Origin of the sequence: Oerskovia jenensis, from assembly GCF_016907235.1 — a bacterium.
GTDB classification, from domain to species: Bacteria; Actinomycetota; Actinomycetes; order Actinomycetales; family Cellulomonadaceae; genus Oerskovia; species Oerskovia jenensis.
Genome location: NZ_JAFBBO010000001.1, coordinates 2,897,551 through 2,923,694 on the forward strand (window position 1 = coordinate 2,897,551; position 26,144 = coordinate 2,923,694).

Annotated in this window: 28 protein-coding genes; 14 read left to right on the plus strand and 14 right to left on the minus strand. The window is 72.7% G+C overall.

Features of this window, described 5'->3' with window-relative positions; translation table 11 throughout:
* Nucleotides 1–924 (minus strand): carbohydrate ABC transporter permease, encoded by a 924-nt coding sequence (locus JOD49_RS13025; protein ID WP_205307556.1) that lies wholly within the window; start codon nucleotides 922–924, stop codon nucleotides 1–3.
* Between the two features lie 9 nt (nucleotides 925–933).
* A complete protein-coding gene (locus tag JOD49_RS13030) occupies nucleotides 934–2,220 on the minus strand; it encodes an extracellular solute-binding protein (protein ID WP_205307557.1) in 1,287 nt (428 codons plus the stop codon).
* Nucleotides 2,221–2,359: 139 nt separating this feature from the next.
* Between JOD49_RS13030 and JOD49_RS13035 the strand changes: the two genes are divergently transcribed.
* Nucleotides 2,360–3,181, plus strand: a complete 822-nt coding sequence (locus tag JOD49_RS13035; protein WP_205307558.1) for a TetR/AcrR family transcriptional regulator — start codon at nucleotides 2,360–2,362, stop codon at nucleotides 3,179–3,181.
* The gene (locus JOD49_RS20790; RefSeq protein ID WP_205307559.1) at nucleotides 3,178–6,558 is read left to right on the plus strand and encodes a GH36-type glycosyl hydrolase domain-containing protein; all 3,381 of its coding nucleotides are present in this window, start codon (nucleotides 3,178–3,180) and stop codon (nucleotides 6,556–6,558) included. The genes JOD49_RS13035 and JOD49_RS20790 overlap by 4 nt, the downstream gene beginning before the upstream one ends.
* 106 nt (nucleotides 6,559–6,664) lie before the next feature.
* Here JOD49_RS20790 and JOD49_RS13045 read toward each other — a convergent pair whose 3' ends face one another.
* Nucleotides 6,665–7,405, minus strand: a complete 741-nt coding sequence (locus JOD49_RS13045) for an alpha/beta fold hydrolase (RefSeq protein ID WP_205307560.1) — start codon at nucleotides 7,403–7,405, stop codon at nucleotides 6,665–6,667.
* A gap of 82 nt (nucleotides 7,406–7,487) precedes the next feature.
* Here JOD49_RS13045 and JOD49_RS20210 point away from each other — a divergent pair, with 82 nt between their 5' ends.
* Nucleotides 7,488–8,387 carry a helix-turn-helix transcriptional regulator gene (locus JOD49_RS20210; protein ID WP_307822531.1) on the plus strand — a complete coding sequence of 300 codons (900 nt, stop codon included), beginning with the start codon at nucleotides 7,488–7,490 and terminating at the stop codon, nucleotides 8,385–8,387.
* A 164-nt stretch (nucleotides 8,388–8,551) separates the two neighbouring features.
* Nucleotides 8,552–9,010 carry a YbaK/EbsC family protein gene (locus JOD49_RS13060; protein ID WP_205307561.1) on the plus strand — a complete coding sequence of 153 codons (459 nt, stop codon included), beginning with the start codon at nucleotides 8,552–8,554 and terminating at the stop codon, nucleotides 9,008–9,010.
* A 13-nt stretch (nucleotides 9,011–9,023) separates the two neighbouring features.
* Here the strand turns inward: JOD49_RS13060 and JOD49_RS13065 are convergent, their stop codons facing one another.
* Together JOD49_RS13065 and JOD49_RS13070 are read right to left on the minus strand one after the other, a co-directional pair.
* A complete protein-coding gene (locus JOD49_RS13065; protein ID WP_205307562.1) occupies nucleotides 9,024–9,398 on the minus strand; it encodes a PH domain-containing protein in 375 nt (124 codons plus the stop codon).
* 4 nt (nucleotides 9,399–9,402) lie between these two features.
* Nucleotides 9,403–9,627 (minus strand): hypothetical protein, encoded by a 225-nt coding sequence (locus JOD49_RS13070; protein WP_205307563.1) that lies wholly within the window; start codon nucleotides 9,625–9,627, stop codon nucleotides 9,403–9,405.
* A 196-nt stretch (nucleotides 9,628–9,823) separates the two neighbouring features.
* On the opposite strand from JOD49_RS13070, the gene JOD49_RS13075 reads away from it, so the two are divergent.
* From JOD49_RS13075 to JOD49_RS13085, 3 genes are read left to right on the plus strand one after another with little or no spacing between them, the layout of a single operon-like run.
* A complete protein-coding gene (locus tag JOD49_RS13075) occupies nucleotides 9,824–10,861 on the plus strand; it encodes a chymotrypsin family serine protease (RefSeq protein WP_205307564.1) in 1,038 nt (345 codons plus the stop codon).
* A gap of 41 nt (nucleotides 10,862–10,902) precedes the next feature.
* Complete coding sequence (locus JOD49_RS13080) at nucleotides 10,903–11,193, plus strand: hypothetical protein (RefSeq protein ID WP_307822532.1); 291 nt, start codon at nucleotides 10,903–10,905, stop codon at nucleotides 11,191–11,193.
* Between the two features lie 58 nt (nucleotides 11,194–11,251).
* Entirely contained in the window at nucleotides 11,252–13,522 is a 2,271-nt protein-coding gene (locus JOD49_RS13085) for a thioredoxin-like domain-containing protein (protein WP_205307565.1), read from the plus strand.
* A gap of 82 nt (nucleotides 13,523–13,604) precedes the next feature.
* Here the strand turns inward: JOD49_RS13085 and JOD49_RS13090 are convergent, their stop codons facing one another.
* The 5 genes from JOD49_RS13090 to JOD49_RS13110 form a co-directional block, all read right to left on the minus strand.
* Nucleotides 13,605–13,856: a hypothetical protein gene (locus JOD49_RS13090; protein WP_205307566.1), complete on the minus strand. Its 252-nt coding sequence runs from the start codon at nucleotides 13,854–13,856 to the stop codon at nucleotides 13,605–13,607.
* Nucleotides 13,857–14,062: 206 nt separating this feature from the next.
* Nucleotides 14,063–14,530, minus strand: a complete 468-nt coding sequence (locus JOD49_RS13095) for a PTS sugar transporter subunit IIA (protein WP_239525212.1) — start codon at nucleotides 14,528–14,530, stop codon at nucleotides 14,063–14,065.
* Nucleotides 14,527–14,757, minus strand: coding sequence for a PTS sugar transporter subunit IIB (locus tag JOD49_RS13100; RefSeq protein ID WP_205307567.1), 231 nt, complete (start codon nucleotides 14,755–14,757; stop codon nucleotides 14,527–14,529). The genes JOD49_RS13095 and JOD49_RS13100 overlap by 4 nt, the downstream gene beginning before the upstream one ends.
* A gap of 64 nt (nucleotides 14,758–14,821) precedes the next feature.
* A complete protein-coding gene (locus tag JOD49_RS13105) occupies nucleotides 14,822–15,067 on the minus strand; it encodes a PTS sugar transporter subunit IIB (RefSeq protein WP_056644676.1) in 246 nt (81 codons plus the stop codon).
* Nucleotides 15,068–15,128: 61 nt separating this feature from the next.
* Nucleotides 15,129–15,962 carry a GntR family transcriptional regulator gene (locus tag JOD49_RS13110; RefSeq protein WP_205307568.1) on the minus strand — a complete coding sequence of 278 codons (834 nt, stop codon included), beginning with the start codon at nucleotides 15,960–15,962 and terminating at the stop codon, nucleotides 15,129–15,131.
* Nucleotides 15,963–16,196: 234 nt separating this feature from the next.
* Here JOD49_RS13110 and JOD49_RS13115 point away from each other — a divergent pair, with 234 nt between their 5' ends.
* Together JOD49_RS13115 and ptsP are read left to right on the plus strand one after the other, a co-directional pair.
* On the plus strand, nucleotides 16,197–17,669 hold the full coding sequence (locus JOD49_RS13115; protein ID WP_205307569.1) for a PTS transporter subunit EIIC: 1,473 nt from the start codon (nucleotides 16,197–16,199) through the stop codon (nucleotides 17,667–17,669).
* Entirely contained in the window at nucleotides 17,666–19,339 is a 1,674-nt protein-coding gene (gene ptsP, locus JOD49_RS13120; RefSeq protein WP_205307570.1) for a phosphoenolpyruvate--protein phosphotransferase, read from the plus strand. Before JOD49_RS13115 ends, ptsP begins: the two co-directional genes overlap by 4 nt.
* A gap of 207 nt (nucleotides 19,340–19,546) precedes the next feature.
* On the opposite strand, the gene JOD49_RS13125 is transcribed toward ptsP, so the two are convergent.
* Nucleotides 19,547–19,813 carry an HPr family phosphocarrier protein gene (locus JOD49_RS13125; RefSeq protein ID WP_030150259.1) on the minus strand — a complete coding sequence of 89 codons (267 nt, stop codon included), beginning with the start codon at nucleotides 19,811–19,813 and terminating at the stop codon, nucleotides 19,547–19,549.
* Between the two features lie 212 nt (nucleotides 19,814–20,025).
* Nucleotides 20,026–20,184, minus strand: a complete 159-nt coding sequence (locus tag JOD49_RS13130; protein ID WP_205307571.1) for a hypothetical protein — start codon at nucleotides 20,182–20,184, stop codon at nucleotides 20,026–20,028.
* A 111-nt stretch (nucleotides 20,185–20,295) separates the two neighbouring features.
* On the opposite strand from JOD49_RS13130, the gene JOD49_RS13135 reads away from it, so the two are divergent.
* On the plus strand, nucleotides 20,296–21,216 hold the full coding sequence (locus JOD49_RS13135; protein WP_205307572.1) for a sugar phosphate isomerase/epimerase family protein: 921 nt from the start codon (nucleotides 20,296–20,298) through the stop codon (nucleotides 21,214–21,216).
* Between the two features lie 94 nt (nucleotides 21,217–21,310).
* Here JOD49_RS13135 and JOD49_RS13140 read toward each other — a convergent pair whose 3' ends face one another.
* A complete protein-coding gene (locus tag JOD49_RS13140) occupies nucleotides 21,311–21,907 on the minus strand; it encodes an HdeD family acid-resistance protein (RefSeq protein WP_205307573.1) in 597 nt (198 codons plus the stop codon).
* A 203-nt stretch (nucleotides 21,908–22,110) separates the two neighbouring features.
* Complete coding sequence (locus JOD49_RS13145; protein ID WP_205307574.1) at nucleotides 22,111–22,965, minus strand: TetR/AcrR family transcriptional regulator; 855 nt, start codon at nucleotides 22,963–22,965, stop codon at nucleotides 22,111–22,113.
* A gap of 111 nt (nucleotides 22,966–23,076) precedes the next feature.
* On the opposite strand from JOD49_RS13145, the gene JOD49_RS13150 reads away from it, so the two are divergent.
* From JOD49_RS13150 to JOD49_RS13165, 4 genes are read left to right on the plus strand one after another with little or no spacing between them, the layout of a single operon-like run.
* Entirely contained in the window at nucleotides 23,077–24,090 is a 1,014-nt protein-coding gene (locus JOD49_RS13150) for an ABC transporter ATP-binding protein (RefSeq protein WP_205307575.1), read from the plus strand.
* Nucleotides 24,090–25,025: an ABC transporter permease gene (locus tag JOD49_RS13155; RefSeq protein ID WP_205307576.1), complete on the plus strand. Its 936-nt coding sequence runs from the start codon at nucleotides 24,090–24,092 to the stop codon at nucleotides 25,023–25,025. The genes JOD49_RS13150 and JOD49_RS13155 overlap by 1 nt, the downstream gene beginning before the upstream one ends.
* A 5-nt stretch (nucleotides 25,026–25,030) precedes the next feature.
* The gene (locus JOD49_RS13160; protein WP_205308978.1) at nucleotides 25,031–25,639 is read left to right on the plus strand and encodes a dihydrofolate reductase family protein; all 609 of its coding nucleotides are present in this window, start codon (nucleotides 25,031–25,033) and stop codon (nucleotides 25,637–25,639) included.
* Nucleotides 25,640–25,658: 19 nt separating this feature from the next.
* Nucleotides 25,659–26,060: a pyrophosphohydrolase domain-containing protein gene (locus JOD49_RS13165; RefSeq protein WP_205307577.1), complete on the plus strand. Its 402-nt coding sequence runs from the start codon at nucleotides 25,659–25,661 to the stop codon at nucleotides 26,058–26,060.
* Nucleotides 26,061–26,144 lie beyond the last annotated feature (84 nt).

The following is a 26,144-nucleotide window of genomic DNA, read 5'->3' on the forward strand; positions in this document are numbered from 1 at the left end:
TCAATCCTCCTTCGACCGCAGCAGGCGGAACTGGACTGCCGCGAGGGCCGCGATCAGCGCGAAGAGCACGTACGCCGCCGCGGAGGCGAACGCGTAGTTGCCGTAGCCGAACTGGTTGTAGACGTAGTAGCTGATCGTCAGCGTGGAGTTGACCGGCCCGCCCTTGGTCATGACGAACGGCTCCTCGAACACCTGGAGGAAGCCGACGGACAGCAGGACCGCGCCGAGCAGCAGCGTGGGGCGCATGAGGGGCACGGTCATGGAGCGGAAGCGGCGCCAGGCGCCGGCGCCGTCGACCTCGGCCGCCTCGTAGACGTCCCGCGGGATGGCCTGGAGGCCGGCGAGGAAGATGATCATGAGCGTGCCCATGTTGCGCCAGGCGGCCATGACGATGATCGAGGGCATGGCCCACGTGCTGTCGTTGAGCCAGTCGGGGCCGTTGATGCCGACCCAGCCGAGCACGGTGTTGACGAGGCCGGAGTCCTGGAGGATGAACCGCCAGACGACCGCCACGGCGACGATCGAGGTCACGACGGGGGTGTAGAACCCGACGCGGAAGACGCTGCGGAACTTCTCGATGCCCGAGTTGAGGGCGACGGCCAGGGCGAGGCCCAGCGCCATCGTCAGCGGGATGCCGACGACCACGAAGAAGAACGTGTTGACGAGCGCCTTGCGGAAGAGCTCGTCCTGGAAGACCTGGGCGAAGTTGTCGAGTCCGACGAAGTTCACCGCGAAGGGGGTCTTGATGTCACGGATCGTGAGATCCGAGAACGACATGCCGAACGACGCGAGCAACGGTCCCAGCATGAAGACCGAGAAGACTGCGACGAACGGCAGCGCGAACAGCCAGGCGACGACGGCTTGACGTCGCCGGTGGACGGCGCCGACCGAACGTCGGCGCCGCCCCTCGGTGGTCGTTGTCATGGCGGGGACTTACCAGCCGAGCCCGAGCGTGTCGGCCTTGGCCTGGATCGTCTTCGCCGCGTCCTCGGACGTGACCTGACCGTTCGCGACCTTCTCGGCCTCGGTCTCGATCGTGGCCGAGAGCTCGTCCCAGCTCGGGACGGTCGGCGGGGCGATCGTGTTCTTGAGCTGCTCCTGGAGGACCTGGGTGCGCGGGTTGGACGTCAGGGCCTCGTCGTCCCAGGCGCTGTTGACGGCCGGGAGGTCGTTCGTCGCGGCGTACCACTCCTGCTGCGTCTCGGGCTCGGCGAGCCAGCGGACGAGCTTCCAGGCGCCGTCGGCGTTCTTGGCCTCGTTGAAGACGCCGAGGTGCGCACCGCCGATGTACGAGTCGTTGTTCGTGGTCCCGGCGGGCACGGGCACCGTCGCGACGTTCTGCTCGACCCAGTCCTCGCCCTGCATGTCGGCGAGGACGTTGACCATCCACGGCCCGGAGACGAAGGCCGGGTCGGACCCGTCCACGAACGCGCTGTTCTGCGTGTCGCCGTAGCCTGCGAGGGGGGACAGGCCCTCGGTGAAGAACGAGGCGTAGTAGTCGAGCGCGTCGATCATCGCCTGGTTGTCCAGGTCGTAGGCGTCACCGGCCTCGTTGAAGATCGAGCCGCCCGCCTGCGAGTAGAACGGGAGGATGACCTGCGTCGAGTCCTCTGCGTCACCCATGGGGAGCTGGAGGCCGTACGTGGAACCGTTGGTCTTCATGGCCTGCGCGAAGGCGGTGAGCTCGTCCCAGGTCGTGGGAGCAGCCACACCGGCGGCCTGCGCGAGGTCCGAGCGGTAGTACATGACACGGGTCTCGACGTACCACGGCACGCCGTACTCGACGCCGTCCGCGACGGTCGAGGCGGCGGCGCCCTCGACGAAGTCGGCGCTGTCGACGAGCCCGTCCGGGACGGGCGCGAGGCCCCCGGTGGAGACCATCGTCGGCATGAAGGACGTGCCGATCATGATCGCGTCGGGCACGGTGCCGGCGGCGACGGCCGTCTGGAACTTCGTCATGACGTCGGCCCACGGGATGGTGGTGACCTGGACCTTCGCGTCGGGGTTCTCGTCGGTGAAGCCCTTGACGAAGTCAGGGAGCTTCTCGCCTTCCTCGCCCATCGCCCAGACGGAGATGTCGCCCTTCGCGGGCGAGTCGTCCACCGTCGTGCTGGACGAGGCGCCGGGCTTCTCTGCCGACCCTTCGTCCGCGCGCCCACAGGCGGTCAGGGCCAGGAGTCCGACGATGCCGACGGCGACCGCCTTGCGTCCGAGCTTCATGAGCAATCCTCCTCATCGAGTGTTCGGCTCGATCTCTGAGCCGATGCGAAACTACCATAGCGTGCGCTCGGTTAGTCTTTTCCCAGGGATGTCCGGCCGCTACCGTGGATACCGACAAATCCTGACGAAGGAGACAGTGATGATCGAGAACGGTCCTGGCACGCGCACCGCTGACCCTGCCGACACGGCAGCGACCCCGAAGACCGCGACGGAGAGCCCGGCGCGGACCGCGCCCACGAGCAAGAACCAGGGCAAGAACCAGGGCAAGGCCGAGGGCAAGAACCAGGGCAAGGCCGAGGGCAAGAACCAGGGCAAGGCCGAGGGCAAGCGGCCCGACGGCCGCCTCGTCCGGGGCGAGCAGCGCCGGCGCGAGATCCTGCGCACGGCCGTCGAGGTCTTCGGCGAGCAGGGCTTCCGCGGCAGCTCGCTGCGCGAGATCGCCGCGCGGGTCGGGATCTCCGAGGCCGGGCTGCTGCACCACTTCGGGAGCAAGGCCGGACTCCTGACGGCGACCATCGAGGAGCGCGACCGGCGCGACCTCGAGCGCCGCACGCAGGAGGAGACCGAGGGTGCGACCCTCCTGGCCACCATCCGGGACCAGGTCCGTCGCAACGCCGAGACGCCGGGGCTCGTCGGTCTGCACGTCGTCGTCGCGGCCGAGGCCACCGACCCCACCCACCCCGCGCACGCGGTCGTGCGGGACCGCTACCGAGCGCTGCGCCATCAGGACGACACCCGGTTCCACGACGCGATCGATCGCGGTGAGCTGCGCCCCGAGGTCGACCCCCAGGCGATCGGGCAGCTCTTCTCCGCAGTCATGGACGGCCTGCAGCTCCAGTGGCTGCTCGACCCCGAGAACGTCGACATGGTCGCCCTCTTCGACCACTTCGTCGCGCTGCTCCAGCCGGAGCAGGGCGCGCCCCCCGCCCCCGCCCCCCTCATCGAGCAGGAGTCCACGTGACCAGCACCGCCACGACCACCGCCCTCGCCGGCGCGACGCTCACCTCGGCCGAGATGACCGTCGAGCTCACGGAGGGCGGTGACGTGCGTGCCGTCCGGACCGGCGGGCTGCTCGTCAACCAGTACCTCCCCGGAGAGCACGACCGCATGCCCGGAGGTGTCCTCCTGCGCGCGACCCGCGCGGACGGCACGGTCGAGGTCGCCCACCTCACGGGCTCGGCTCCCGCGGTCACGGACGTCGAGACGGGCGTCGACCGCGTCGTGTGGTCCGGTCGAGCGCTCGGGCTGACCACGTGCGTCGAGCTGACCGTGGCGGACCGGACGCTCGTGTGGCGCGTCGACCTCACGGCCGGCCCGGACGTCGACGAGCGCATCGTGTACGACGTCGTGCACCTGCAGGACCTCGCCCTGGCGCCCCCCGCGGCAGCGCTGTCGAGCGAGGCGTACGTCTGCCAGTACCTGCTGCACCGGGCGCTCACGCACCCCACCGTGGGCAGCGTCCTCGTCAGCCGCCAGACCATGTCCGCGCTGCCGCGCCTGCCGCTCGCCGTCACCTTCCTCGTCGAGGGGGCCGCGTCCCACCTCACGGACTCGCTGCAGGTCTTCACCCCGCAGGCCCGTCACGACGGCGCCCCGCACGGGCTGCTCGGCCCCGTCACCTCGGGCGTGCTGCAGTACGAGTACGCGATGCAGACGCTCGTCTCGCGGCCGCTGGACCTCTCGAGCGGCGCGGCCCAGGTCCACGCGGTCACCGTCGTCGACCTCGACGCCCGCGGCCCGCTCGCGGCCCACGTCGACGAGGTGGACCGGTGGGCCGCGGCCGCCGTCGCCGTCGCCGCGCAGGAGCGCGACGCGCGGCCCCTGCCCACGACCGGCTCGGTGCTCCGGGACGCCCCGCTGCTGGCCGGCGACGCGCTCGACGAGTCCGACCTGCTCGCGGCGCTCGACCTCGGCGTCGACGCGGTCCTGCTCCCGGAGCGCGACGCCGACGGCACGCTGCTCTCGTTCTTCACGCCCGGCGGGTCGCACGTCGTCGACGGGCGCAAGGAGACCCTGACGGAACGGTCGCACGGGCACGTCCTCAAGGCCGGGGACGACGTCCTGCCCACCGACGAGGTCCTGTCCGTGACCGCGTTCGCTCCCGGGGTGTTCGCGTCGCACGTGGTCCTCGGCAACACCACCGCCAACCGCCTCACGACGGTCCACCGGCACCACCTCAACCTGCTGCGCAGCAGCGGGCTGCGCGTCCTCGTCGACGACGGCTCGGGCGCGCACCTGCTCGGGGTGCCCTCGGCCCTCGTGCTCGACGTCGGTGGCGTGCGCTGGGTGTACGAGACGCCCGTCGGCCGCATCGACGTGCGGACCGTGGCCCACCACCGTCTCGACCGCCTCGACGTGAGGGTGCGGTGCGAGCGCGCGCTGCGCGTCACGGCCACCCTCGAGCTCGACGACGAGGCCGGCGGCTGGGAAGCCGAGCGGGCGTCCGAGCGCGCGGTCCTGCTGCGTCCGGTCGCGGGCGGCGACGTCGACGGTCACTACCCGGACCTTCGCTACGCGCTCACCTCGACCGCGCCGGTCTCCCTCGACGGCGCCCCGACGGACCGGATGACCAGCACCACGGACACCGGCGTGCTGACCGTCGCGATCGCAGGCTCGCTGCACGGTGACGCCGGTGCCCTCGAGCTCCTCGCTCCCGAGCACGACCCCCTCGGCGACCTCGAGGCCACGCTCGCGGGACACCTGGAGACCGTGCGCGGCCTCGTCCGCGGTCTGCGGTTCCAGCCCCACGCCGAGGTCCAGACGCAGGAGCTCGACCTCCTCGTGCCGTGGTACGCGCACGACGCGCTGATCCACTTCCTGGTCCCGCACGGGCTCGAGCAGTACTCGGGCGCGGCGTGGGGGACCCGCGACGTGTGCCAGGGCCCGCTCGAGCTGGCGCTCGCGGGGGGCCGTGAGGACATCGCCCGGCAGATCGTCCTGCGGGTCCTCGCCCACCAGCACACCTGGGGCGGGTTCCCGCAGTGGTTCATGTTCGACGCGTACGCCGAGCGGTACAACGACTCGTCGCACGGCGACATCGTCGTGTGGCCGCTCTTCGCGCTCGCCCAGTACCTCGAGGCGAGCGGCGACCTGGCGATCCTCGACGAGGCGGTTCCCTTCTGGGACCACGCGCACCGCCGACCCGCGGACGCCGGCCCGGACGCCGCCGCGACCGTGCTCGACCACGTCGTCCGGATCCTCGACCACCTCGAGACCGACCTCCTGCCGGGCACGTCGCTGCCCGCCTACGGCGAGGGCGACTGGGACGACACCCTCCAGCCGGCCGACCCCCGGATGCGCACCAACCTGGCCTCGACGTGGACGTCGGCGCTGCTGGTGCAGGCGGCCGCGCTCCTGGCCCGCACCACGACGGGCCGCGAGGACCTGGCTCCGCTCTCGGCCCGCGCCGCGACCCTCGCGTCCTCGGTGCGTGCCGATCTGCGCGAGCGTGCGCTCGTCGACGGCGTCATGGCGGGGTACGTGCGGCACGGCGACCAGGGCGACGAGCTCGTCATCCACCCGCGGGACACCAGCACGGGGATGCGCTACCGGCTCATCCCGATGAACCAGTCGATCATCGCGGGCATCCTCACCCCCACCGAGGCAGAGGAGCACGAACGCCTCATCCTCGAGCACCTGCACTTCCCCGACGGGGTACGGCTCATGGACCACCCCGCCGCGTTCGACGAGGGGATCCCGCACACGTTCCAGCGGGCCGAGCAGGCGGCGAACGTCGGGCGCGAGGTGGGCCTGATGTACGTCCACGCGCACATCCGCTACGCCGAGGCCCTCGCCGCGCTGGGTCGCGCGCGGACGCTCGACGAGCTGCTCCGCATCAGCCCGTTCGACCTCGGGGACCGCATCGCTCACGCCGCCCCGCGTCAGCGCAACGCCTACTTCTCGTCGAGCGACGCGGACTTCCCCGACCGGGCGAGCTTCGCGCGCGACTTCGACGGGCTCCGTGACGGGTCGGTCGGCGTGCGGGGTGGATGGCGCGTCTACTCGAGCGGGCCGGGGATCTACCTGCGCCAGCTCGTCCAGGGCGTCCTCGGTCTCACCGAGCAGGCGGGCGCGCTCGTCGTCGACCCCGTGCTGCCCGCGAGGGCCGACGGGCTCACGGTCGACCTCGAGCTCGGGGGCCGGGCGCGCACCGTCGTGTTCCGGATCGGTGCCGAGGGGACCGGTGTGCAGGTCCGTGCAGGCTCGGGTCCGGACCACCTCGTGATCGTGCCCGCCACCCCCCGGTCCGGTGACTACCGCGAGCGCGGTGTCGTCGTCGCGCCGGGTGACCTCGGCGACGCACCTCTGGTCGAGATCACGGTGCCCGCCGGCTCGTAGCCCCGCCGCGCTGCGCCCGCGTGCCCGCTGTCGAGAACGAGGTCGAGGTCGTCCTGGGATCCAGGACGACCTCCACCTCGTTCTCGCCAGTCGCCAGCCGGGCCGCCTACGCCCGCGCCGCCCGCGCGATCTCGGCCGCGAGGTCGGCGGGCCGCGAGAACATGGGCCAGTGCCCCGTCGGCAGGTCGACGTACGTGACGTCGAGCTCGCCGAGCTCGGTGTGCAGGGGCGGCCCGGGGTGCGCCATCGTCTTCAGCACCTCCGAGGGCAGGCTCGTGCAGATCGCGGTCGCGGGGACGTCGAGCCGCGCGGGGTCGCTCACGTGCACCCGGCCCCCGGCGACGCCGCCCGGGTGGGGCACGGCCCGTGCGCGGAACCGCGCGAGCCCGGCCTCGTCGATCCCGTCGAGGCTCGACCCCTGGGCCACGAGCTCGTCCCACGCGGGCAGCGGGATCTCGACCGTCCCCGCGGGCAGGTCGGGGGCGAGCGACGCACCGTCGACGAGCGGCCCCGTGTCGACGTGGACCGTGCGACGGATGCGCGCGGGGTCGCGGTCGACGACCTCGTGGATCACGGGGCCACCGCCGCTGTGCCCCACGAGCACGACGTCCCCGTCGAGGGGGGCGATCACGTCGCGGACCGCCTGGACGTGGTCCTCGCGGGTGAGGCGGCTGCGGTCGGTCGCGACGTCGTCGAGCCCGGGGAGCGTCACGGCGTGCGGGACGAGGCCCGCGGCTTCGAGATGAGGGACGACGTCGTCCCACGCCCACGCCCCGAGCCAGAAGCCCGGGACGAGGACGACGTGGGTCTGCTGCTCTGTGCTGGTGTCCTGCGCTGAAGTGGTCATGGGTCCACTCTCGCGCGGCCCTGGTGACACCTGTCTGTCACCATTGTTCGAGGGGTTCCGGGGATCTCGACGGAGGCGGCACGTGAACAAGACCGAACGGCTCTACGCCGTGGCCGAGGAGCTGCGTCGCGCGGGGCCCGGCGGGACCACCGGGCCGCGCCTCGCCCGGCTGCTCGAGGTCAGCGAGCGGACGATCAAGCGCGACGTCTCCGCGCTCCAGCAGGCGGGGCTGCCAATCTGGGCGCAGGCCGGGCCGGGCGGCGGCTACGTGCTCGATCCCTCCGCGTCGCTGCCCCCCGTGAACTTCACGCCGCAGCAGGCCGTCGCGGTCGCGGTCGCGCTCGCGGCGCTCCCGCCGGGCAGCCCGTTCGCGCTCGACGCCGCAGCCGCGCAGGGCAAGGTCTGGGACGCGCTCGGCCCGGAGGCGCGCGAGCGGGCGGCGGCGCTCGCGGGCAGGGTGTGGATCGACCGCGGCGGGCGCACCCCGGACGGCGCGTCCTCCCCGCCCGACGGCGCCGCTCACCGGCGCGCGCACGTCCCCCAGGGGCCCGGGTCGTCGCGGCCCGGGGGCGAGAACCTCGAGCCGGAACCCCGTGCCGCGGCCGGTCGGGGCGAGGCCGACGCGGCCGCACGCCAGGCGGGTCCGCCGGCTGCGGACGCGACGAGCGGCGGTCCCGTGCCGCGCGCCCGCGTGCACCTGCAGGTCCTGCGCGCGGTCGAGCAGTCCCTCGCCCGGTCCCTCGTGCTCGCGATCCGCTACCGCGACGCGGGCGGGAACGAGTCGGCCCGCCGGGTCGAGCCCGTGATCCTGGCCCACCGCGAGGACGCCTGGTACCTCATCGCGTGGTGCCGGTCCCGACAAGCCGTCCGGTGGTTCCGCCTCGATCGCGTCGAGCGGGCGGACCTCACGGGCGAGACCTACCTGCCGCGGCCGGTCGCGGAGGTGGGGACTCCGCCGTCGGGCGCGGTGCCTGTGGCCTGAACGCTCCACGAGAACGGCGCCCCGCCGCGTCGAGAACGACCTTGAGGTCGTCCCGGGGTCCAGGACGACCTCAACCTCGTTCTCGACCCCGTGGAGCGGCCGGGTTTCGTCCTGGCTGGTCGCGCGCGATGATGGCTGCCTGCCGACCCCCGAGGAGACCTGCCGTGAGCACCGACCGCACCCGTGCCTTCTTCGACGCCCAGGCCCCGGACCTCACGGTCCTCGACACGGGCGAGGACACCGCGACGGTCCAGATGGCGGCCGCGACGCTGGGGGTCGAGCCGGGACAGATCGCGAAGACGCTCGCGCTGCGCGACGGCGAGCGCAGCTTCCTGCTCGTGACGCGCGGCGACGCGCGGGTCGACAACGCGAAGTTCAGGGCGACGTTCGGGGCCAAGCCGCGCATGCTCGACGCCGAGGCCGCGACCGCGCTGACGGGGCAGCCGATCGGCGGGGTGGGGCCGTTCGGGCACAGCGGGCCCGTGACGGTGTACTGCGACGTGTCGTTGCAGGGCTTCGAGACGGTCTACCCGGCGGCGGGCAGCCCGACGAGCGCGTTCGCGATCTCGCCCGGACGGCTCGCGGAGCTCGCGGGGGCGCAGTGGGTCGACGTCAGCCGGTAGGCGGTCGGGCTGGTCAGAGAACCTTGTCGCCCAGGAGCCGGTTCACGGTGTAGATGTCGACGCCGCGCCCGAACTCGAGCTTGACCTTGCCCAGGCCCGAGAACCACAGGACGAGCTCGGAGTCGAGGTCGATCGTCCCGGCGGTCTCGACCGAGTACGCCTGGATCTTGCTGTACGGCAGGGTCGTGAAGTCCTTCTTCTTGCCCGTCATGCCCTGGACGTTGAGCGCGAGGATGCGCTTGCTCGTGAACGTCACGGAGTCACGGATGCCCTTGAACGCCAGGTAGACCTGCTCGTCGGCGTGCAGGATCTGCTGAAGGTCCTTCTGGGCGCTCGCCAGGTCCCAGGGGTTGAGCTTGACGAACGAGGCGTTGGTGAAGTCGATCACGGGGTCATGCTGCCATGGCCAGCGTGCCCGTCATGACGCAGGACACCGCCGAGGCCTCGAGCCAGCGGCGCACGAGACGGGCGTCCGCGGCACGCCGCACAGGGCTGCGCAGGTTGAGGTGCGCGAAGGCCCGGTGCTCGACGAGGGCGGCGCGGTCGTGGTCGAGGGCCCAGAGGATGGCGCTACGGATCTCGTCGGTCGAGGGCCGGAACGCGTGGTCGAGGTGCATGATCACTCTCAAGGTGAGGGCCGCGGGTCTCGCGGCGGAGAAACTGTGTACACCTCTCAAGAGGGGCGAACCCGGACTTCATGACGCGACTTCCCGGAAGAAGTTTTCCTGACAGTCTGTTTCGTGAAGCGAACAGCCCCAGCGACACGGTGACTCTCGTCACGTGCTTGTCGGTGGGCCGTGCCAACCTCGACGCATGGACAGGGACGAGGCACGGGAGATCAAGGGGCAGCTCGCGGACTACGCGCGCGATCTCGCGGAGCGAGCGGGCCCCTACGTGACGGCGAGCACGGCCGACGGGCCCGGCGAGGTCGGGCACGTGAGGCAGGACCCTCGGACTCCCACGCTCGCGCTCGGCCTGGCCCCGCGCGAGGGCGGCGGGTACGGCATCGCGGTCCGCTACCGCCTGGGGGTCCCGGCCGTGCGCAGCATCGCTCGGCGCGTCGCGTCGCAGGCGGGACCGGTCGTGGACGTGCGCCGGACGGGTCGGATCCGGGCGCTCTCCCGGTCGAGCGGGACCGGCCCGCGTCCGCCCGTCGTGACCGCGCAGGCCACGGGCGAGACCGGCCGGGTGCGACCGTTGCGCCCCGGGGTCTCGATCGCGCACGTCGACGTCACGGCCGGCACGCTCGGCGCGTTCGTCCTGGTCGGGGACGCGCTGCACGCCCTGTCCAACTACCACGTGCTCGCGGGCTCGCCGCGCGCGCAGGTGGGCGACGCCGTCGTGCAGCCCGGGCCCGCCGACGGCGGACGCGCCCCCGCCGACCAGGTGGGGACGCTCGCCGCGACCGTGCCACTCGCCCCGGGGCGGACCGCGACGGTCGACGCCGCGATCGCCCTGCTCGACGACCCCGACGTGGACCTCGACTACCCCGTGGGGCACATCACGACGACGGCCGCCGCCCTCGGCGGCGAGACGGTCGCCAAGATCGGCCGGACCACCGGGGTCACAGCGGGGCGTGTCACCGCGATCGAGCTCGACGACGTCGTGGTCGGGTACGGCGAAGAGCTCGGCGTGCTGCGCTTCGACGACCAGATCGAGGTCGAGTCGACCGGGACCGGGCCGTTCTCCCGCGGCGGCGACTCGGGGTCGCTCGTGTACCGCGCGGACGGCGTCGCGCTCGGGCTGCTCTTTGCCGGGTCGGAGACCGGGGGAGAGAATGGGACCGGGCTGACGTACGTCAACCCGATCGACACCGTCCTCGCGGCCCTCGACGCCCGGCTCGCCCGCTGAGCCCGCCTCGACCCGCGGTGGACGGCCGGAGGGTGGTACCGGTGGCGAGCATCGACCAGGCCCGGGACGCGAAGGCCGCGCTCAAGCGGGCCCTCGCGGGCCACGAGGGCGTGACGGGGATCGGGCTGACGCGCGGGCCCGCGGACGCGGCCGGTGACGCAGCGGGCGCTCGGACGGGGGCGCCGCAGGATGCCGAGGCGCCCGCGCCCCTCGACGACACCTGGTGCCTCCAGGTCAACGTCGTCGACGCCGACGCCCGGCGCGAGGTGCCGCAGGAGGTCGACGGCGTCGCGGTCGTCGTGCGCGTCACGGGGCACGTCGGCGCGGGGTGACGCCCGTCGTCCCACCGCACCCCTCGCTCTCACGCGACTCGCTCTCACGCGACGAGGAATGCGGTCGACGGGAACCGCCGCGCCCCGGGCCCACCCAGGGAGTGAGGGTTCCGTCCCGGGGGTGACGGTGCGCCCCGGGGGAGGGGAGAATCCTCGGGTGAGCTCTACGACCCCCCACGCCCGCCTGCCCCGCGTCCGCGCCTCCGAGCTCGTCGGGCGCGGCTGGCTCAACACCGGCGGCCGCGACGTCACGCTCGCGGACCTGCGCGGCCGGGTCGTCGTCCTCGACTTCTGGACCTTCTGCTGCGTCAACTGCCTGCACGTCCTCGACGAGCTGCGCGAGCTCGAGGAGGCCCGCCGCGACGACCTCGTCATCATCGGCGTCCACTCGCCGAAGTTCGAGCACGAGGCAGACCCGGTCGCGCTCGCCGCCGCGGTCGAGCGCTACGAGGTGCGCCACCCCGTCCTCGACGACCCCGAGCTCGTCACCTGGTCCGCGTACACCGCGCGGGCCTGGCCGACGCTCGTCGTGATCGACCCCGAGGGCTACGTCGTCGCGCAGATGGCAGGCGAGGGGCACGCCTCGGCGCTCGCCGCGCTCGTCGACGAGCTCGTGACCGAGCACCGCGCCAAGGGCACGCTGCGGTCCCTCGCCGCGGGGAGCGACGACGTCTACGTGCCGCCCGCCCCGACGTCGGGCACGCTGCGCTTCCCCGCCAAGGCGATCGCGCTCCCGGGGGGCAACCTCCTGGTCGCGGACGCGGGGCACCACTCGCTCGCCGAGCTCGGGCCCGACGGCGAGACGCTCGTCCGGCGCATCGGGTCCGGCGAGCGCGGGCTCGTCGACGGAGGGCCGGACGTGGCGCGGTTCAGCGAGCCCAACGGGCTGTGCCTGGTCCCGACCGAGCTGCGTGCCCACCTCGGCTACGACGTCCTGGTCGCGGACACGGTCAACCACGCGCTGCGCGGCGTGCGCCTCGCGGACGGCCGGGTGACGACGGTGGCGGGGAACGGGCAGCAGTACATGGTGGGGGCGGTCGACAACGTGCTCGCGGCCGCTGACGGTGGTGCGCCGGTCGGTGAGACGCTCGCCGAGGTCGACGGGCCGTTCGGATCGCGACTCACGGTCCTCGTCGGCGCGGACACACCGGAGCAGCCCAGGCCCGCGGGCCTGCCCGCGACGATCGAGAACGCGGGCGGCGCCGTGCTGCAGAAGCTGTCGTCGCCCTGGGACGTGGCCTGGGTCGAGCAGGCGGGGGCCTTCCTCGTCGCGATGGCGGGCAACCACTCGCTGTGGGCCTTCGACGGCGAGCAGGGATCGATCGACCTCGTCGGCGGCACCATGAACGAAGGTCTGCTCGACGGGCCGCTCGTCGACGCCTGGTTCGCGCAGCCGTCCGGGCTGGCCGTCGGCCCGGACCAGCGCGTGTGGGTCGCGGACTCGGAGACGTCGGCGCTGCGTGTGGTGACCCCGGTCGCCGGGACGACGCAGGGAGAGGTGAGCACCGCCGTCGGGCAGGGGCTGTTCGACTTCGGGCACCGTGACGGCGCGGCCGACCAGGCGCTGCTCCAGCATCCGCTCGGGGTCGCGGTGCTGCCCGATGGCAGCGTGGTCGTCGCCGACACCTACAACGGGGCGATCCGTCGCTACGTCCCGCCCGCCCCGCCCTCCCCGCCCGTCGTGTCAGAACGAGCGAGCACCCCAGGCCACGCTGGTTCTGACAAGAACGTGGGGGAGGTGACGACCCTGGCGACGGGCCTCGCGGAGCCGAGCGACGTCGTCGTGCTCGTGGCCGGGGAGCCGTGGGCTCCCGGTGAGGCCACCGCGGCGGGGGCGCGCGTCGACCTGCTCGTCGTGGAGTCCTCCTCGCACCGCATCACGCGCGTCACGCTCCCGGCGACGCTCGCGGGAGAGGTGCTCGACGGCGGCGCGCACCGCACGCAGCGGCCCGTCACCGACGTCGTGGCCGGGGAGCTGCGGCTCGACGTGCCGTTCTCGCCCGCGCCGGGGCAGAAGCTCGACGACCGCTACGGGCCCTCGACGCGCCTGACCGTGAGCGCGACACCGCCCGAGCTGCTGCTGGAGGGCGCCGGCACGGGGACCGAACTGTCCCGTGCGCTCGTCGTCAACCCCGAGGTGACCGAGGGCGTGCTGCACGTGACCGCCCAGGCCGCGTCGTGCGACGTCGTGCCGCTGCTCGCCGACGGGACGCCCGACCCCGACGTGTTCCCCGCGTGCCACCTCGCCCAGCAGGACTGGGGCGTGCCGGTGCGGATCGTGGGCGATTCCCCGGACGATCGGGTGCTGACGCTCCCGCTGCGGGGCTGAGGCCGCACCGGCGGACGGGCTGAGATCGGACGAGGACACGCCCAGGGCCGGGCTTCGACGAAGCCCGGCCCTGGTGAGTACGTCAGCAGGCCGTCCAGCTGTGGCCCAGGATGTGACCCGCGGTGCTGAAGGTCTTGGACTGACCACCCAGCAGACGGTAGGGGGAGTTGAACGGGCCGCCACCTCCGGCGTTGACCCAGGTGACCACGAGGACGCGGCAGCTGCCGAACGTGTTCGTGTACGTCTTGGTCTCGGCGGCGTTGGCGGCGGTGGGTGCTGCCAGCATCAGTGCGGCGGTCGTGGCGATGACGGCGATGGCCTTCTTGAACTTCATCGTTCTCCTTGAAGGGTCGTGATGCACGAGGCATCCGACACCAGGCTCGCCCCCTGTGGACGTGGTGTCGATCACAGAGCCTGGCATATGGAAGGACCGCGCACCATTTATAGGCGGACGGCCCTCCGCGTGCCTCCCCAGGCCACGGCCCCGGACGTGTCAGAACGAGCGTGACCTCGAGGTCACGCTCGTTCTGACACGGAGGGTCACTCCCAGATCAGCAGGTCCTCGCCGCGCGCGACCCAGGTCCCGACCGGGGCCAGCGGGGTCACGGCGTCGGGCTTGCCCTCGAGCGCGACGACGGGGCAGACGGCCGAGCGGCCACCCTTCTCGATCGCGGCGGGGTCCCAGGTGACCAGGGTCGCGCCCTGGTGGACCACGTCGCCCTGCGCGGCGTGCAGCGTGAAGCCCTCACCCGCGAGCTGGACCGTGTTGATGCCCAGGTGCACGAGCACGGCCTGGCCGCTGTCGTGCTTGATGACGAACGCGTGCGGGTGGACCTTGACGATCGTGCCGCTGATCGGCGCCGAGACGAGGCCGCCCTCGGCCGGGTCCGGCGCGATCGCTGTACCCGGACCGACGAGGCCCGCCGAGAACACCGGGTCGTCGACGTCCGACAGGGCGACGACGGTCCCGGTGACGGGCGAGAGGACGGTCAGGGGCGCAGTGCTCAACGGAGGTCCTCGATGTCCGAGGCGAGGTTGTCGGCCTCCGGGCCGACGATCACCTGGATCGCGTTGCCCGTCCGGACGACCGCGATGGCACCAGCATTGGTGAGGGTCTTGTCGTCGACGAGCGTGGGGTCCTCGACCTCCACGCGCAGACGCGTGATGCAGGGTTCGAGGTCGAGGATGTTGGCATCCCCGCCGAGGCCCTTGAGGATCTGCTCTGCCTTGCTCATGTCGTGCTCCTTCGTGTGCTGGTGCGGGCGTGCGTCGTGGTGCCCGCCGAGGACGGGCACGGGGTCACATGAGGTCTGCGAGGTCCGAGGCGATCGTGTCGACCTGGGGGCCGACGACGACCTGGACCACCCGGCCCGTCGTCATGACCCCGAAGGCGCCGGCGGCGCGCAGGGCGGCCACGTCGACGAGGCTGGGGTCCTTGACGAGCGACCGCAGTCGGGTGGTGCAGGGGTCGATCTCCTCGATGTTGCTCACCCCGCCGAGGCCGGCGAGTATCGCGGCGGCCCGTGCTGCATCGGCTGCAGTCATCGTTGCATCCTCTCTGGTGCGTGGGTCGTGGGTAGGTCGTCGGTCGTGCCGGTCGTGGGGGTCATGCGGTCTCGGCCGCCTCTGCCGTGCCGGACCCGGGCACGGGCGCCGCCTCGGGCACTGCCTCGAGCTCCGGTGCGGGGGCGGGTCGGGGCACGATCGTCGGCCGCGCCTCGCGGAGCGGGACGACGACCGAGTACCGGTCGCCCCGGTAGCACATCTGGGAGTACATGCAGGCGCCGTCGTCGGAGTAGGTCTTGCGGTGCGCGCGCAGGACGGCCCGGACGCTCGTCATGGCGAGGATCGCCTGCTCGGCGGCGCTGGCCTCGGCGGCCATGATCGTGTCCTCGCCCCACGTCGGGGAGTGGCCGCGCTCGCGCAGCGCGCCGTACAGGCTGTCGGGGACACCGTTGTCGAGCAGGTCGGGGGCGAGCGCCACCGGCACCCATGCGCGCTCGACGGCCATGGGCGTGCCGTCCGCGAAGCGCAGCCGCTCGACGTAGTGCACGCGGTCCTCAGGAGCGATGCCGAGGGCCTCGGCGACGACCCGGCCCGCGGCGAGGGTGTCGCTGTCGATGACCTGGGTGCTCGGCACGAGGCCGAGCCGTCGCGCCTCCTCGCCGAACGTCGTCAGACGCATCTCGAAGTCGGTGTGCTGCGGAGCGACGAACGTGCCGCGGCCCTGCTCGCGCTGCAGCACGCCGTCGGCCACGAGGGCGTCGAGAGCCTGGCGGACCGTCATGCGCGAGACGCCGAACTTCTCGGTGAGCACGCGCTCCGAGGGAACGGCGTCCCCGACGGACAGCTCGTTCGCGATCAGGTCGCTCAGGTAGGCGCGCACGATCTGGTGCTTGTGCCCACCTTTAGGTGCTCTGGCCTGCGTCGTCGCTGCCACGTGTTCCTCGCTCTCGGTCGCCCCGGAGTTGCCGGGGCTTGACACATCATGATGTCTAGACCACTCTGTCCGCAAGTGGTCCAGACAACTATCCCACCACAGACGGTGGCGATGGCTCGGGTTACAGCAACGACGCGCTCCAGGGTCCGGGCCGGCGTCGTGATCAAAGGCAGTTCCCAGTTCCAGCGGTGCGATCCGACGGCCTCGGTGGCACCCGATCAACGAGGAGTGAACATGACGTCCGTGGCCGAAACACCCAAGGTGAAGAAGGGGATTCCCGGCTTCGCCCAGCTGCAGAGGGTCGGTCGATCCCTCATGCTGCCCATCGCCTCCCTGCCCGCCGCAGCACTGCTGCTGCGCCTCGGTCAGGCCGACATGCTCGGTGCGGACGGCGCCGCGGGCACCTTCCCCTGGCTGCAGCCCGTCGCCGACGTGTTCGCGTCCGCCGGCAACGCGCTGTTCGACAATCTGGCGCTGCTCTTCGCGGTCGGTGTCGCGGTCGGCTACGCCAAGAAGGCCGACGGCTCGACGGGCCTGGCCGCAGTCATCGGCTATCTGGTCTTCAGCGGCGTGAGCAAGGCCCTCTCGCCGTATGTGCTCGGCAAGCCCGACACCCCCGCAGAATGGCTGGCAGGCGCCAACCCGGACGCCGTTGCCGCGGCAGGGGACGGGAGCTTCCTCGACCTCGTCACAGCGGCCATCACCGGGCCACCCAAGCAAGACCTCATCAACTACGGCGTCCTCGGCGGCATCGTCATCGGTCTCACCGCCGCGATCATGTTCCAGAAGTACAGCCGCATCAAGCTGCCTCCCTACCTGGCCTTCTTCGGCGGCCGTCGCTTCGTGCCGATCGTCACCGCGGGGGCCGCGGTCCTCATCGCCGTGGTCGGCGCACTCATCTACCCCTGGTTCGACGCGGGCTTCACTGCAATCGGAGAGTGGGTCACCGGTTCGGCGATCCTTGGCGGGTTCGTGTACGGCACGGCCAACCGACTGCTCGTCCCGATCGGCCTGCACCACCTGCTCAACTCGCTGCCCTGGTTCCAGTTCGGCGAGTACACCGATGCGAGCGGCGCTGTCTGGAACGGTGACATCCCGCGCTTCCTGCACGGCGACCCCACGGCCGGGCTGTTCCAGACCGGTTTCTTCCCGATCTTCATGTTCGCGCTCCCGGCGGCCGCGCTCGCGATCATCCACACCGCGAAGCCCAAGAACCGCAAGCTCATCGGCGGCATCATGGGCTCGGCCGCGCTCGTCGCGTTCGTCACCGGCGTGACCGAGCCCCTCGAGTTCGCGTTCGTGTACGTCGCCTACCCGCTCTACGCGATCCACGCGGTCCTCACGGGTACCTCTATCGCCCTGGTCAACGCCCTGGGGATCAAGTCTGGCTTCGGGTTCTCGGCCGGCGCGATCGACTATCTCCTGAACTTCCGGATCGCGACGATGCCCCTGTGGATCATCGTGATCGGCCTCGGGTACGCGGTCATCTACTACTTCCTGTTCCGGTTCGTCATCACCAAGTGGAACCTGCGCACGCCGGGCCGCGAGGACGACGACGATGCCATCGCCGACCCGACCGCCGACCCGGTCCTGGTCGCCGAGGAGAAGAAGGCGGCCGAGGCCGACCTGTCTCCCGCGGAGCTCGATGCCCGAGGGGCAGATGCCCGAGGCTCCGGGGCGACGGCCGACGGCGGAGGCGGCAGGTGACCTCCGTCCTCGACGGTGTGGGCGTCAGCCCGGGACGGGGGGCCGGCGTCGTCGTGACGATGCCGGCCCCCGTGCCCGAGCCCGCCGCGGCGACGCTCGGGCCGGACGCGGACGTCGAGGCGGCGGTCGCCGCGATCGACGACGCGGTCCGCAGCGTCCAGGCTGACCTCGCGGCACGCGCCGCGAGGGCGACCGGTACCGCCGTCGAGGTCCTCACGGTCACGGCCGCCATGGCGGCCGACACCACGCTGTCCAAGGAGTCCGCGCGCAAGGTCCGCGACGAGCGGACCACCCCCGAGCGTGCGGTGTGGGAGGCGGCCGGCGACCTCGCGGCCCGCCTCGAGTCGCTCGGCGGCATGATGGCCGAGCGTGCGCACGACGTCCGCGACGTGCGCGAGCGCATCGTCGCGGCCCTCACGGGCCGTCGGGCGCCGGGGGTCCCGGACCTCGATCACCCGTTCGTGCTCGTCGCGACCGACCTCGCGCCGGCCGACACCGCGACGCTCGACCCCGCGCGGGTCCTCGCGATCGTCACGAGCGGGGGAGGCCCGACGTCGCACACCGCGATCCTGGCCCGCTCGCTCGGGATCCCCGCGGTCGTCGCGACCCCCCGGGCCACCGAGCTCGCGGACGGCGAGACCGTCCTGGTCGACGGTTCGCAGGGCACGGTCGAGCGTGACCCGTCGCCCGAGGACGTCGCCCGTGTGCTCGACCGCCCGCGCGGTCCGCGCGCGTTCGACGGTCAGGGCAGGACGGCCGACGGCGTGCGGGTCCAGCTCCTCGCCAACGTCGCGGACCCGGCCGGGGCCGAGGCTGCGGTGGCCGCAGGGGCGGAAGGAGTCGGTCTGTTCCGGACCGAGTTCTGCTTCCTGGGGCGTACCGAGGAGCCCGGGATCGACGAGCAGGTCGCGGCCTACCGCGCCGTGCTGAGCGCGTTCGGGGGCCGCAAGGTCGTCGTCCGCACGCTCGACGCGGGCGCCGACAAGCCCCTGCCGTTCGTCACGGCCGAGGACGAGCCCAACCCGGCGCTCGGCGTCCGTGGGCTGCGCACCGCAGTACGCCACCCCGAGGTCCTGGCGCGCCAGCTCGACGCGATCGCCCAGGCCGCTGCGGCCGAGGAGGCCGACGTGTGGGTCATGGCCCCCATGGTCGCGACCCCGGACGAGGCCCAGGAGTTCGCGGCAGCCTGCCGTGAGCGGGGCCTGGCGACCGCGGGCGTCATGATCGAGGTCCCCGCCGCGGCGATCCAGTCGCGCTGGGTCCTGGAGCAGGTCGACTTCGCGAGCATCGGCACGAACGACCTGACCCAGTACACGATGGCCGCGGACCGGGAGACGGCGGACCTCGCCGCGCTCTCGACGCCGTGGCAGCCCGCGGTGCTCTCCCTCGTGGGTGCCGCGTGCGCGGGCGGGGCCGAGCACGGCCGTCCGGTCGGCGTCTGCGGGGAGGCTGCGGCCGACCCGGCCCTGGCGCCGGTCCTCGTGGGCCTCGGGGTCACGTCGTTGTCGATGACGCCGCGCGCGCTCGGCGACGTCGCGGCCGTCCTGGCGGCGACGACGTCCGAGCAGTGCGCCGAGCTCGCGAGGGTCGCGGTGGCCTCGCCGACCGCTGCCGCCGCGCGAGACGCGGTCCGTGCGCGGCTGCCCGTGCTGGAGGAGCTGGGCCTCTAGCCCCGCGGCGGTGCTGCCGCACCGCCCCCCACGCAGCACCGAGCCCGTGCCTCTCGTCCGAGGGGCACGGGCTCGGTGCTGTCGTGCGCGCGTCCCGCGTCTCCCGCGTCTCCCGCGACGCCGGGCTGCCGCGGGTGACGTCCGGGTCGCGGGATCCGTCACCGGACGGCCCGGACGTCACACCCCGACGGTGCCGGGGCGAGAGGGTCAGACCGTCTCGCGCCCGAGGAACTCGGCGAGCGCGTCGAGGGCGGCTTCGGCCTCGGCGCCGTCCGTCTCCGTCGCGAGCACGACCTGGTCGCCGGCGGCCGCGCCGAGCGTCATGACCCCGAGGATGCTCGCGGCGTCCACGGTCTCGGCGCCTTCCTTGGTGAGGGTCACGGCGACGGGCTGCTTGCCCGCCTCGGCCACGAACAGCGCCGCGGGGCGCGCGTGGAGTCCCTCGGCGATGGCGACGGTGACGGTTCGTTCCATGACAGGCTCCTACCTGGAAGTGGTATAGACCAGTCCACTGTAGCGGAGGTGGGAGCCGACGGCGGACCGGGGCGGGCGGGCCGGCACGCCCCCGGGACGGGGAGGGTCGGGGGCCTCGACGACCCGCGCACGAGGTGAGGCTCCGGACGCGGACGGGAGCGGCGCCGTCGGGCAGGAAGGGCCCCTCGACAGGGGCTGGGCCGCGGCCGCTCTCAGGCCGAGTCCTGCTCCAGGTACGCCACGAGCGACTCCAGGGCCGCGAGCGCCTGGGCGTCGTCGGTCTCGGTCGAGAGGACGACGTCGTCGCCCGGGCCGAACCCCGGACGCGCCGTGCCGACGGTCGAGGGAGAGACGGCGTCGGGACGATCCATGCGCACTCCTGTGCTCCGGGCGGTTCGGTCGAGCAGCATCCTGCCAGAGTTCATGGGGCCTTCAGGACGCCCTGTGAACGACGCTCACCCGACGGCGCTAGGGTGTCGGACATGCGTGAAGCGACGACGCCCGACGCCCAGCCGCCCGTCCAGGGCGAGGCCCGAGGGGGTGAAGCAGGCACGGGCGAGGAGCCCCGGATCAAGGTCACGCTGTCGAGCGCCAGCGTCTACCCGCGCAAGGCGCCGTTCGCCTTCGAGGCCGCAGCCCACCTGGGCTACGACGGCATGGAGGTCATGGTCTGGTCGGACACGGCCACGCAGGACGCGAAGGCCCTGGGCAAGCTCTCGGCGGACGTCGGCGTCCCCATCCGCAGCGTGCACGCCCCGACGCTCCTCGTGAGCCAGCGTGTGTGGGGACGGCTGCCCGGCCCCAAGCTCGAACGGACCGTCGACCTCGCGCTCGAGCTGGGCGCGGCCACCGTGGTCGTGCACCCGCCGTTCCGCTGGCAGGGGCTGTACGCGCGCGGCTTCGCCGACCACGTGCGCGAGCTCAACGCCGCGACCGGCGTGACCATCGCCGTCGAGAACATGTACCCGTGGCGTGGTCGCAAGCGCGAGGTGCAGGCCTACCTCCCCGGCTGGGACCCCACCGACCACCCGTACGACAAGGTGACGCTCGACCTCTCGCACGCGGCCGTCGCACGCCAGAACAGCCTCGACCTGCTCGACGTGTTCGGTGACCGGCTCGCGCACGTCCACCTCGCCGACGGCACGGACTCGATGTCGGACGAGCACCTCGTCCCCGGGCGCGGCACGCAACCGTGCGACAAGGTGCTGGGGGAGCTCGTGCGCCGAGGCTGGGAGGGGGACGTCGTCGTCGAGATCGCGACGCGACGTGCCCGCACGGCCGCCGAGCGCTACGAGGACCTCGCCGCCTCGCTCGCGTTCGCGCGCACCTACCTCCAGCCCGAGCCGCACGCCGAGTACGAGCCGCCGCCCGGCCACGAGCACCGCCACCTGGACGCCTGGTAGCGGGCGCGGCCCGCGGTGCCGAGAACGGGGTCGAGGTCGTCATCGGCGACGGGACGACCTCAACCCCGTTCTCGACCGCTGGGCCGGCTGGCCGTCAGCCTGCCAGCGCCGCCTTGGCGTCCTTCGCCGCCGTGCTCTGCGCGAACGCGGCCACCAGGATCACGACCCCGGTGACCACGAGGTACAGCCCCAGCAGCACCGTGATGGTCTGCAGCCCGGTCACGGGGCTCACGAGCACCAGGACGCCGAACACGACCCACAGCGCGGCCGTCGCGAGCTCCCAGTCCCACCCGGGCTCGCGCGTGCGGCGGGCACGCAGCGCGCCGACCAGGCCGATGACCCCCGCGACCAGCGCCCAGATGCCGACGAGCCGCAGCACGAGGGTCACGCTCGCCGAGGGCCAGAACGCGAGGACGAGACCCACGACGATGCTCAGGCCGCCCACGACCCAGCGCCAGACCGCGCCCTCGCCGTCCTTGCGCTGCCGCGCGGCCTCGACCAGGAAGAGGATCCCCTGGAGGACGGCCATCGCCGCGACGAGCCACGTGAGCCACTGGATGCCGCGGTCCGGCGCGACGAACAGCACGACGCCGATCACGAGGAACAGGGCGCCGCGCAGGTAGGCCAGGCCCCACAGGCGCCGGGCGATCTTGGTGGTGCGTCCGGTGAGGGAGTCGTCCTGCTCGGGCATGGGATCCACCGTCCTCGCGGGGCCCGCCCCACGGCGGGTCCGTGGGGCGGCGCAGGGCCTCGTCCTCGGAAGGTAGCGCGCGGGGGCGGCGGGCGCGCGGCGGACCGGTTGCCTCGCCGAGCCCGAGGTTCCCCGCGGTCGAGAACGGGACAGGGGCCGCTACGGGCGCCAGAACGACCTCAACCCCGTTCTCGGCACCCGGGTCAGGCCCGGTCGATCGTCATCTCGACGCCGTCGAGCAGCCGGTCGAGCGACGCGTCGAACGGGTCGCTCGGCGCGTGGAAACCGCCCGCCTCCCAGATGCGCGTCATGACGGGGTAGCGCTCGACGTCGAACCAGTCGGCCCAGAAGCTGCTCATCGACGTCCAGTACTCGTCGCTGCTCATGCCGCTCGCGTCGTTCTCGACGGACTCGGCGACGGCGGCGCGCGCGAGCCCGCGCACGAACGCGTCGACCAGACCCAGGATCTCGACGACGCGCTCGGCGGACAGCCCGGTGTCGACGAGCGTCCGCAGCCCGGCCTCCTGGGCGTCGAGCACGTGCGGCGCGAGGGGCAGGCGCCACATGTTGGTCTGGAGGATCCAGGGGTGGCGCTGGTAGAGGTGCCAGACCTCGCGCGCATACCGCGAGAGCCCGTCGCGCCAGGGGGCGTCGGCCGGGGGCAGGTCGAGCTCGGCGAACGCGCGGTCGATCATGAGGTCGACGAGCTCGGTGCGACCAGGGACGTAGGTGTAGAGCGACATGGCGCCCATGCCCAGGCGGGCTGCCACGCGGCGCATCGAGAGCGCGTCGAGCCCGACCTCCTGCGCGACGGCGATCCCGGCGGTCACGACCTCGTCGAGCGTCAGGCGCGCCTTGCGACCGCGGGTCGGCGGGGCGGGCGGGTCCCACAGGAGCGCGAGGCGCCGGGTCACCTCGGGGGGGCGGGGGACCTGGTCGGTCGGGTCCGGGGCGCCGTCGCCGTCGGCCGCCGTGACGGGGGTGCCGACCGATGAGTCCGAGGTCCGGGCGGAGTCCACCCCGTCGGAGGGGACCGGGGCGACGGTGTTGCTGGCCATGGTGCCTGATCCTCCCACTTCCGCGCTGTACCGGGAGACCCTTCATTTCCCGTACACCGTATGCTAGCGTGAAAACCTATTCCAGTACACCGTACGCGAGAGGCGTGAGCCATGATCCACACCGAAGGGCTGACCAAGACCTTCCATCGCAAGAAGGAAGTGGTCGAGGCGGTCAAGGGCATCGACGTCGACGTCCGTGAGGGTGAGCTCGTCGCGTTCCTCGGCCCCAACGGCGCCGGCAAGTCCACGACCCTGCGCATGCTCACGAGCCTCCTCGAACCCACGTCGGGCCGGGCCGAGGTCGCCGGCTTCGACGTCCGCACCCAGCCCGCCGAGGTCCGGTCACGCATCGGGTACATCGGCCAGGGCAACGGGGGAGGGTTCTCGTACCGCGTCGCCGACGAGCTCCACAACCAGGGCCGCTTCTACGGCATGGCGGCCTCCGAGTACCAGCGCCGGGCCGCGGACCTCCTCGAGGCCCTCGAGCTCGACGGCCTCGGCAAGCGCACGGTCCAGAGCCTGTCGGGCGGACAGCGCCGCCGCCTCGACGTGGCGCTGGGCCTCATGAACCACCCGCCGCTGCTGTTCCTCGACGAGCCCACCACGGGCCTCGACCCGCACAGCCGCGCGAACCTCTGGGAGCACATCGGGGCGTTGCGCGAGCGGTACGGCATGACGATCGTGCTCACCACGCACTACCTCGACGAGGCCGACTCCATGGCCGAGCGCGTCGTCGTGATCGACCACGGCACGATCGTCGCCGACGCCCCGCCCGCCGCGCTCAAGCGCGACCACGCGGACGACGTCGTGACGCTCGTCGTCAGCGGGACGTCCGCGTCCCAGGGACAGGTGCCCGACGACGTCACGCGCGTCCGCGCAGCTCTCGCCCCGGTCGTGGGCTCGGTGGGCGAGGCCGACGACGGGAGGCTGCAGGCGACCGTCGGCGCCGGGGGAGACGTCACGGTGACCCTGTCCACGGCGCACGGCACCGACCGCCTGCCCGAGGCGATCGAGTCCCTGCGCGTCGCGGGGCTCTCGGTCCGGTCGGCCGGGCTCAAGCAGGCGAGCCTCGACGACGTGTTCCTCAACCTGACCGGTCGGAGCCTGCGCGAGGAGGCGGCGTGATGGACGAGCAGACGAACCCGAGCCAGGGGGTCGAGCCCGAGGTCGGGCAGGCGACGGGGGACCGGCGAGAGGCGAACCTCGGGCTCGACACCCGGACCGCACCACAGGCCGCGGCGAGGCAGGCGACCGACCGGCGCTCCGACGTCGGGCGCTCGGGGGCCGCGAAGTTCCTCGGCGACACCTGGGCCGTCTTCACGCGCGAGATCCTCCTGGTCCTGCGCGACCCCTTCACCCTGATCTTCTCGCTGCTCCAGCCGCTGATCTTCCTGGGACTGTTCGGGCCGCTGCTGACCGGCGCCGTGGGCGGCGGCATGGGCGGGCCCGGCGGGTCCACCGCCGCGACCCTCCAGTGGTTCGTGCCCGGCGTGATCGTCATGATCTCCCTGTTCGGGACCTCCATGACCGGCTCCAACCTGCTCTACGAGATGATGACGGGCTCCTACGAGCGAGTCCTCGCGACCCCGCTGTCCCGGTCCGCGATCCTCGTGGGACGCGCGCTCAAGGAGTTCGCGCCGCTCGTGGTCCAGGGCCTGCTCATCGCGCTCGTGTGCATCCCGTTCGGGTTCACGTTCTACCCGCTGCACGCGCTCGCGGGGCTCGCCCTCCTGGGCCTGTTCGGGGTCGGCGTCGGGGCGCTTTCCTGCGCGCTCGCGCTCGCCGCGAAGAACCGCGAGTGGCTGTTCTGGGGTGTCCAGCAGTCGCTGCTGTTCCCGCTGCTCATCCTGTCGGGCATGATGCTGCCGCTCGAGGCCGGGCCGTCGTGGATGCAGACCGCGTCGAAGTTCAACCCCCTGACCTACATGGTCGACGCCGAGCGCGCCCTGTTCGGCGGGACGTTCGCGAGCACGACCGTCCTGTGGGGCGTCGTGGCCGCCGCGGTCACGTGCGCGGTCGGCCTGTGGGTCGGCATCCGTCGGACCAGGAAGTCGGTGTGAGCGCCGTGGGCAGGGTCACGTTCGACGTCGGGCTGTCCCTCGACGGGTTCGTCGCGGGACCGCACCAGTCCCTCGAGAACCCGCTCGGCGAGGGCGGCGAGCAGCTCCACCGGTGGATGTTCGAGGAACCCGAGGTCAACACGGCCGCGCTCGAGTCCGTCGCGGCCCCCACCGCGTTCGTCATGGGACGCAACATGTTCGCCCCCGGGCGCGGACCGTGGGACGCGGCCTGGCGAGGCTGGTGGGGCGACGAACCGCCGTACCACGCACCCGTGTTCGTGCTCACGCACCACCCGCGCGACCCCCTCGTCATGGAGGGCGGGACGACGTTCTTCTTCGTGACCGACGGGATCGAGTCCGCGCTGTCGCAGGCGCTCGCGGCGTCGCGGGACGGGCACGTCGGGATCGCGGGCGGCGCCTCGACCATGCGGGCATACCTCGCCGCGGGGCTCGTCGACGAGTTCGGGCTGCACGTCGCGCCCGTGCTCCTCGGGGCGGGTGAACGGCTGCTCGACGGGCTCGGCGGTCTGCGCGTCGAGCCCGGGCCCGTGAGCAGCAACCACCTCGTCACGCACCTGTCGTACCGCGTGGTGCGGGGGCTCGTCGGGGAGTGACGCGTGCTTGACTGACGCGATGACCACCGCGACGCCGCGCACCCCGCCCGAGCCCGCGCCGTCGGGCCTGACGCTGCCCGCGCTCACCGAGCGCGTCGAGGCCGTGTCCGCGCTCTACGCGCGGAAGTTCGGGATCGAGCGCGACCCCGATTGGTTCGTGCTCAAGCTCGCCGAGGAGATGGGCGAGCTCACGCAGGCGTACCTCATGGCCACGGGTCGCACGCGGCCGCGCGCCGCGTCGGAGGGCGAGGTGCCCGACGGCGGACGGGCGGCGCTCGCGGCCGAGGTCGCCGACGTCCTCGCGCACCTGCTGCTGCTCGCGCGGGCCCAGGGGATCGACGTCGAACGCGCCGTGGCGGAGAAGTGGCTCGTGTGGGAGAGCGAGGTCGGCGCGGCCGGGACAGCCGGGGCGCCGAGATAGAGGGCTGGCGTCGAGACAGAGGCTTGCAGCCCTCTCCCTCGACGGAAGGCCTCTACGTCGGCGGCCGGCGGCCGGTGACCGGTG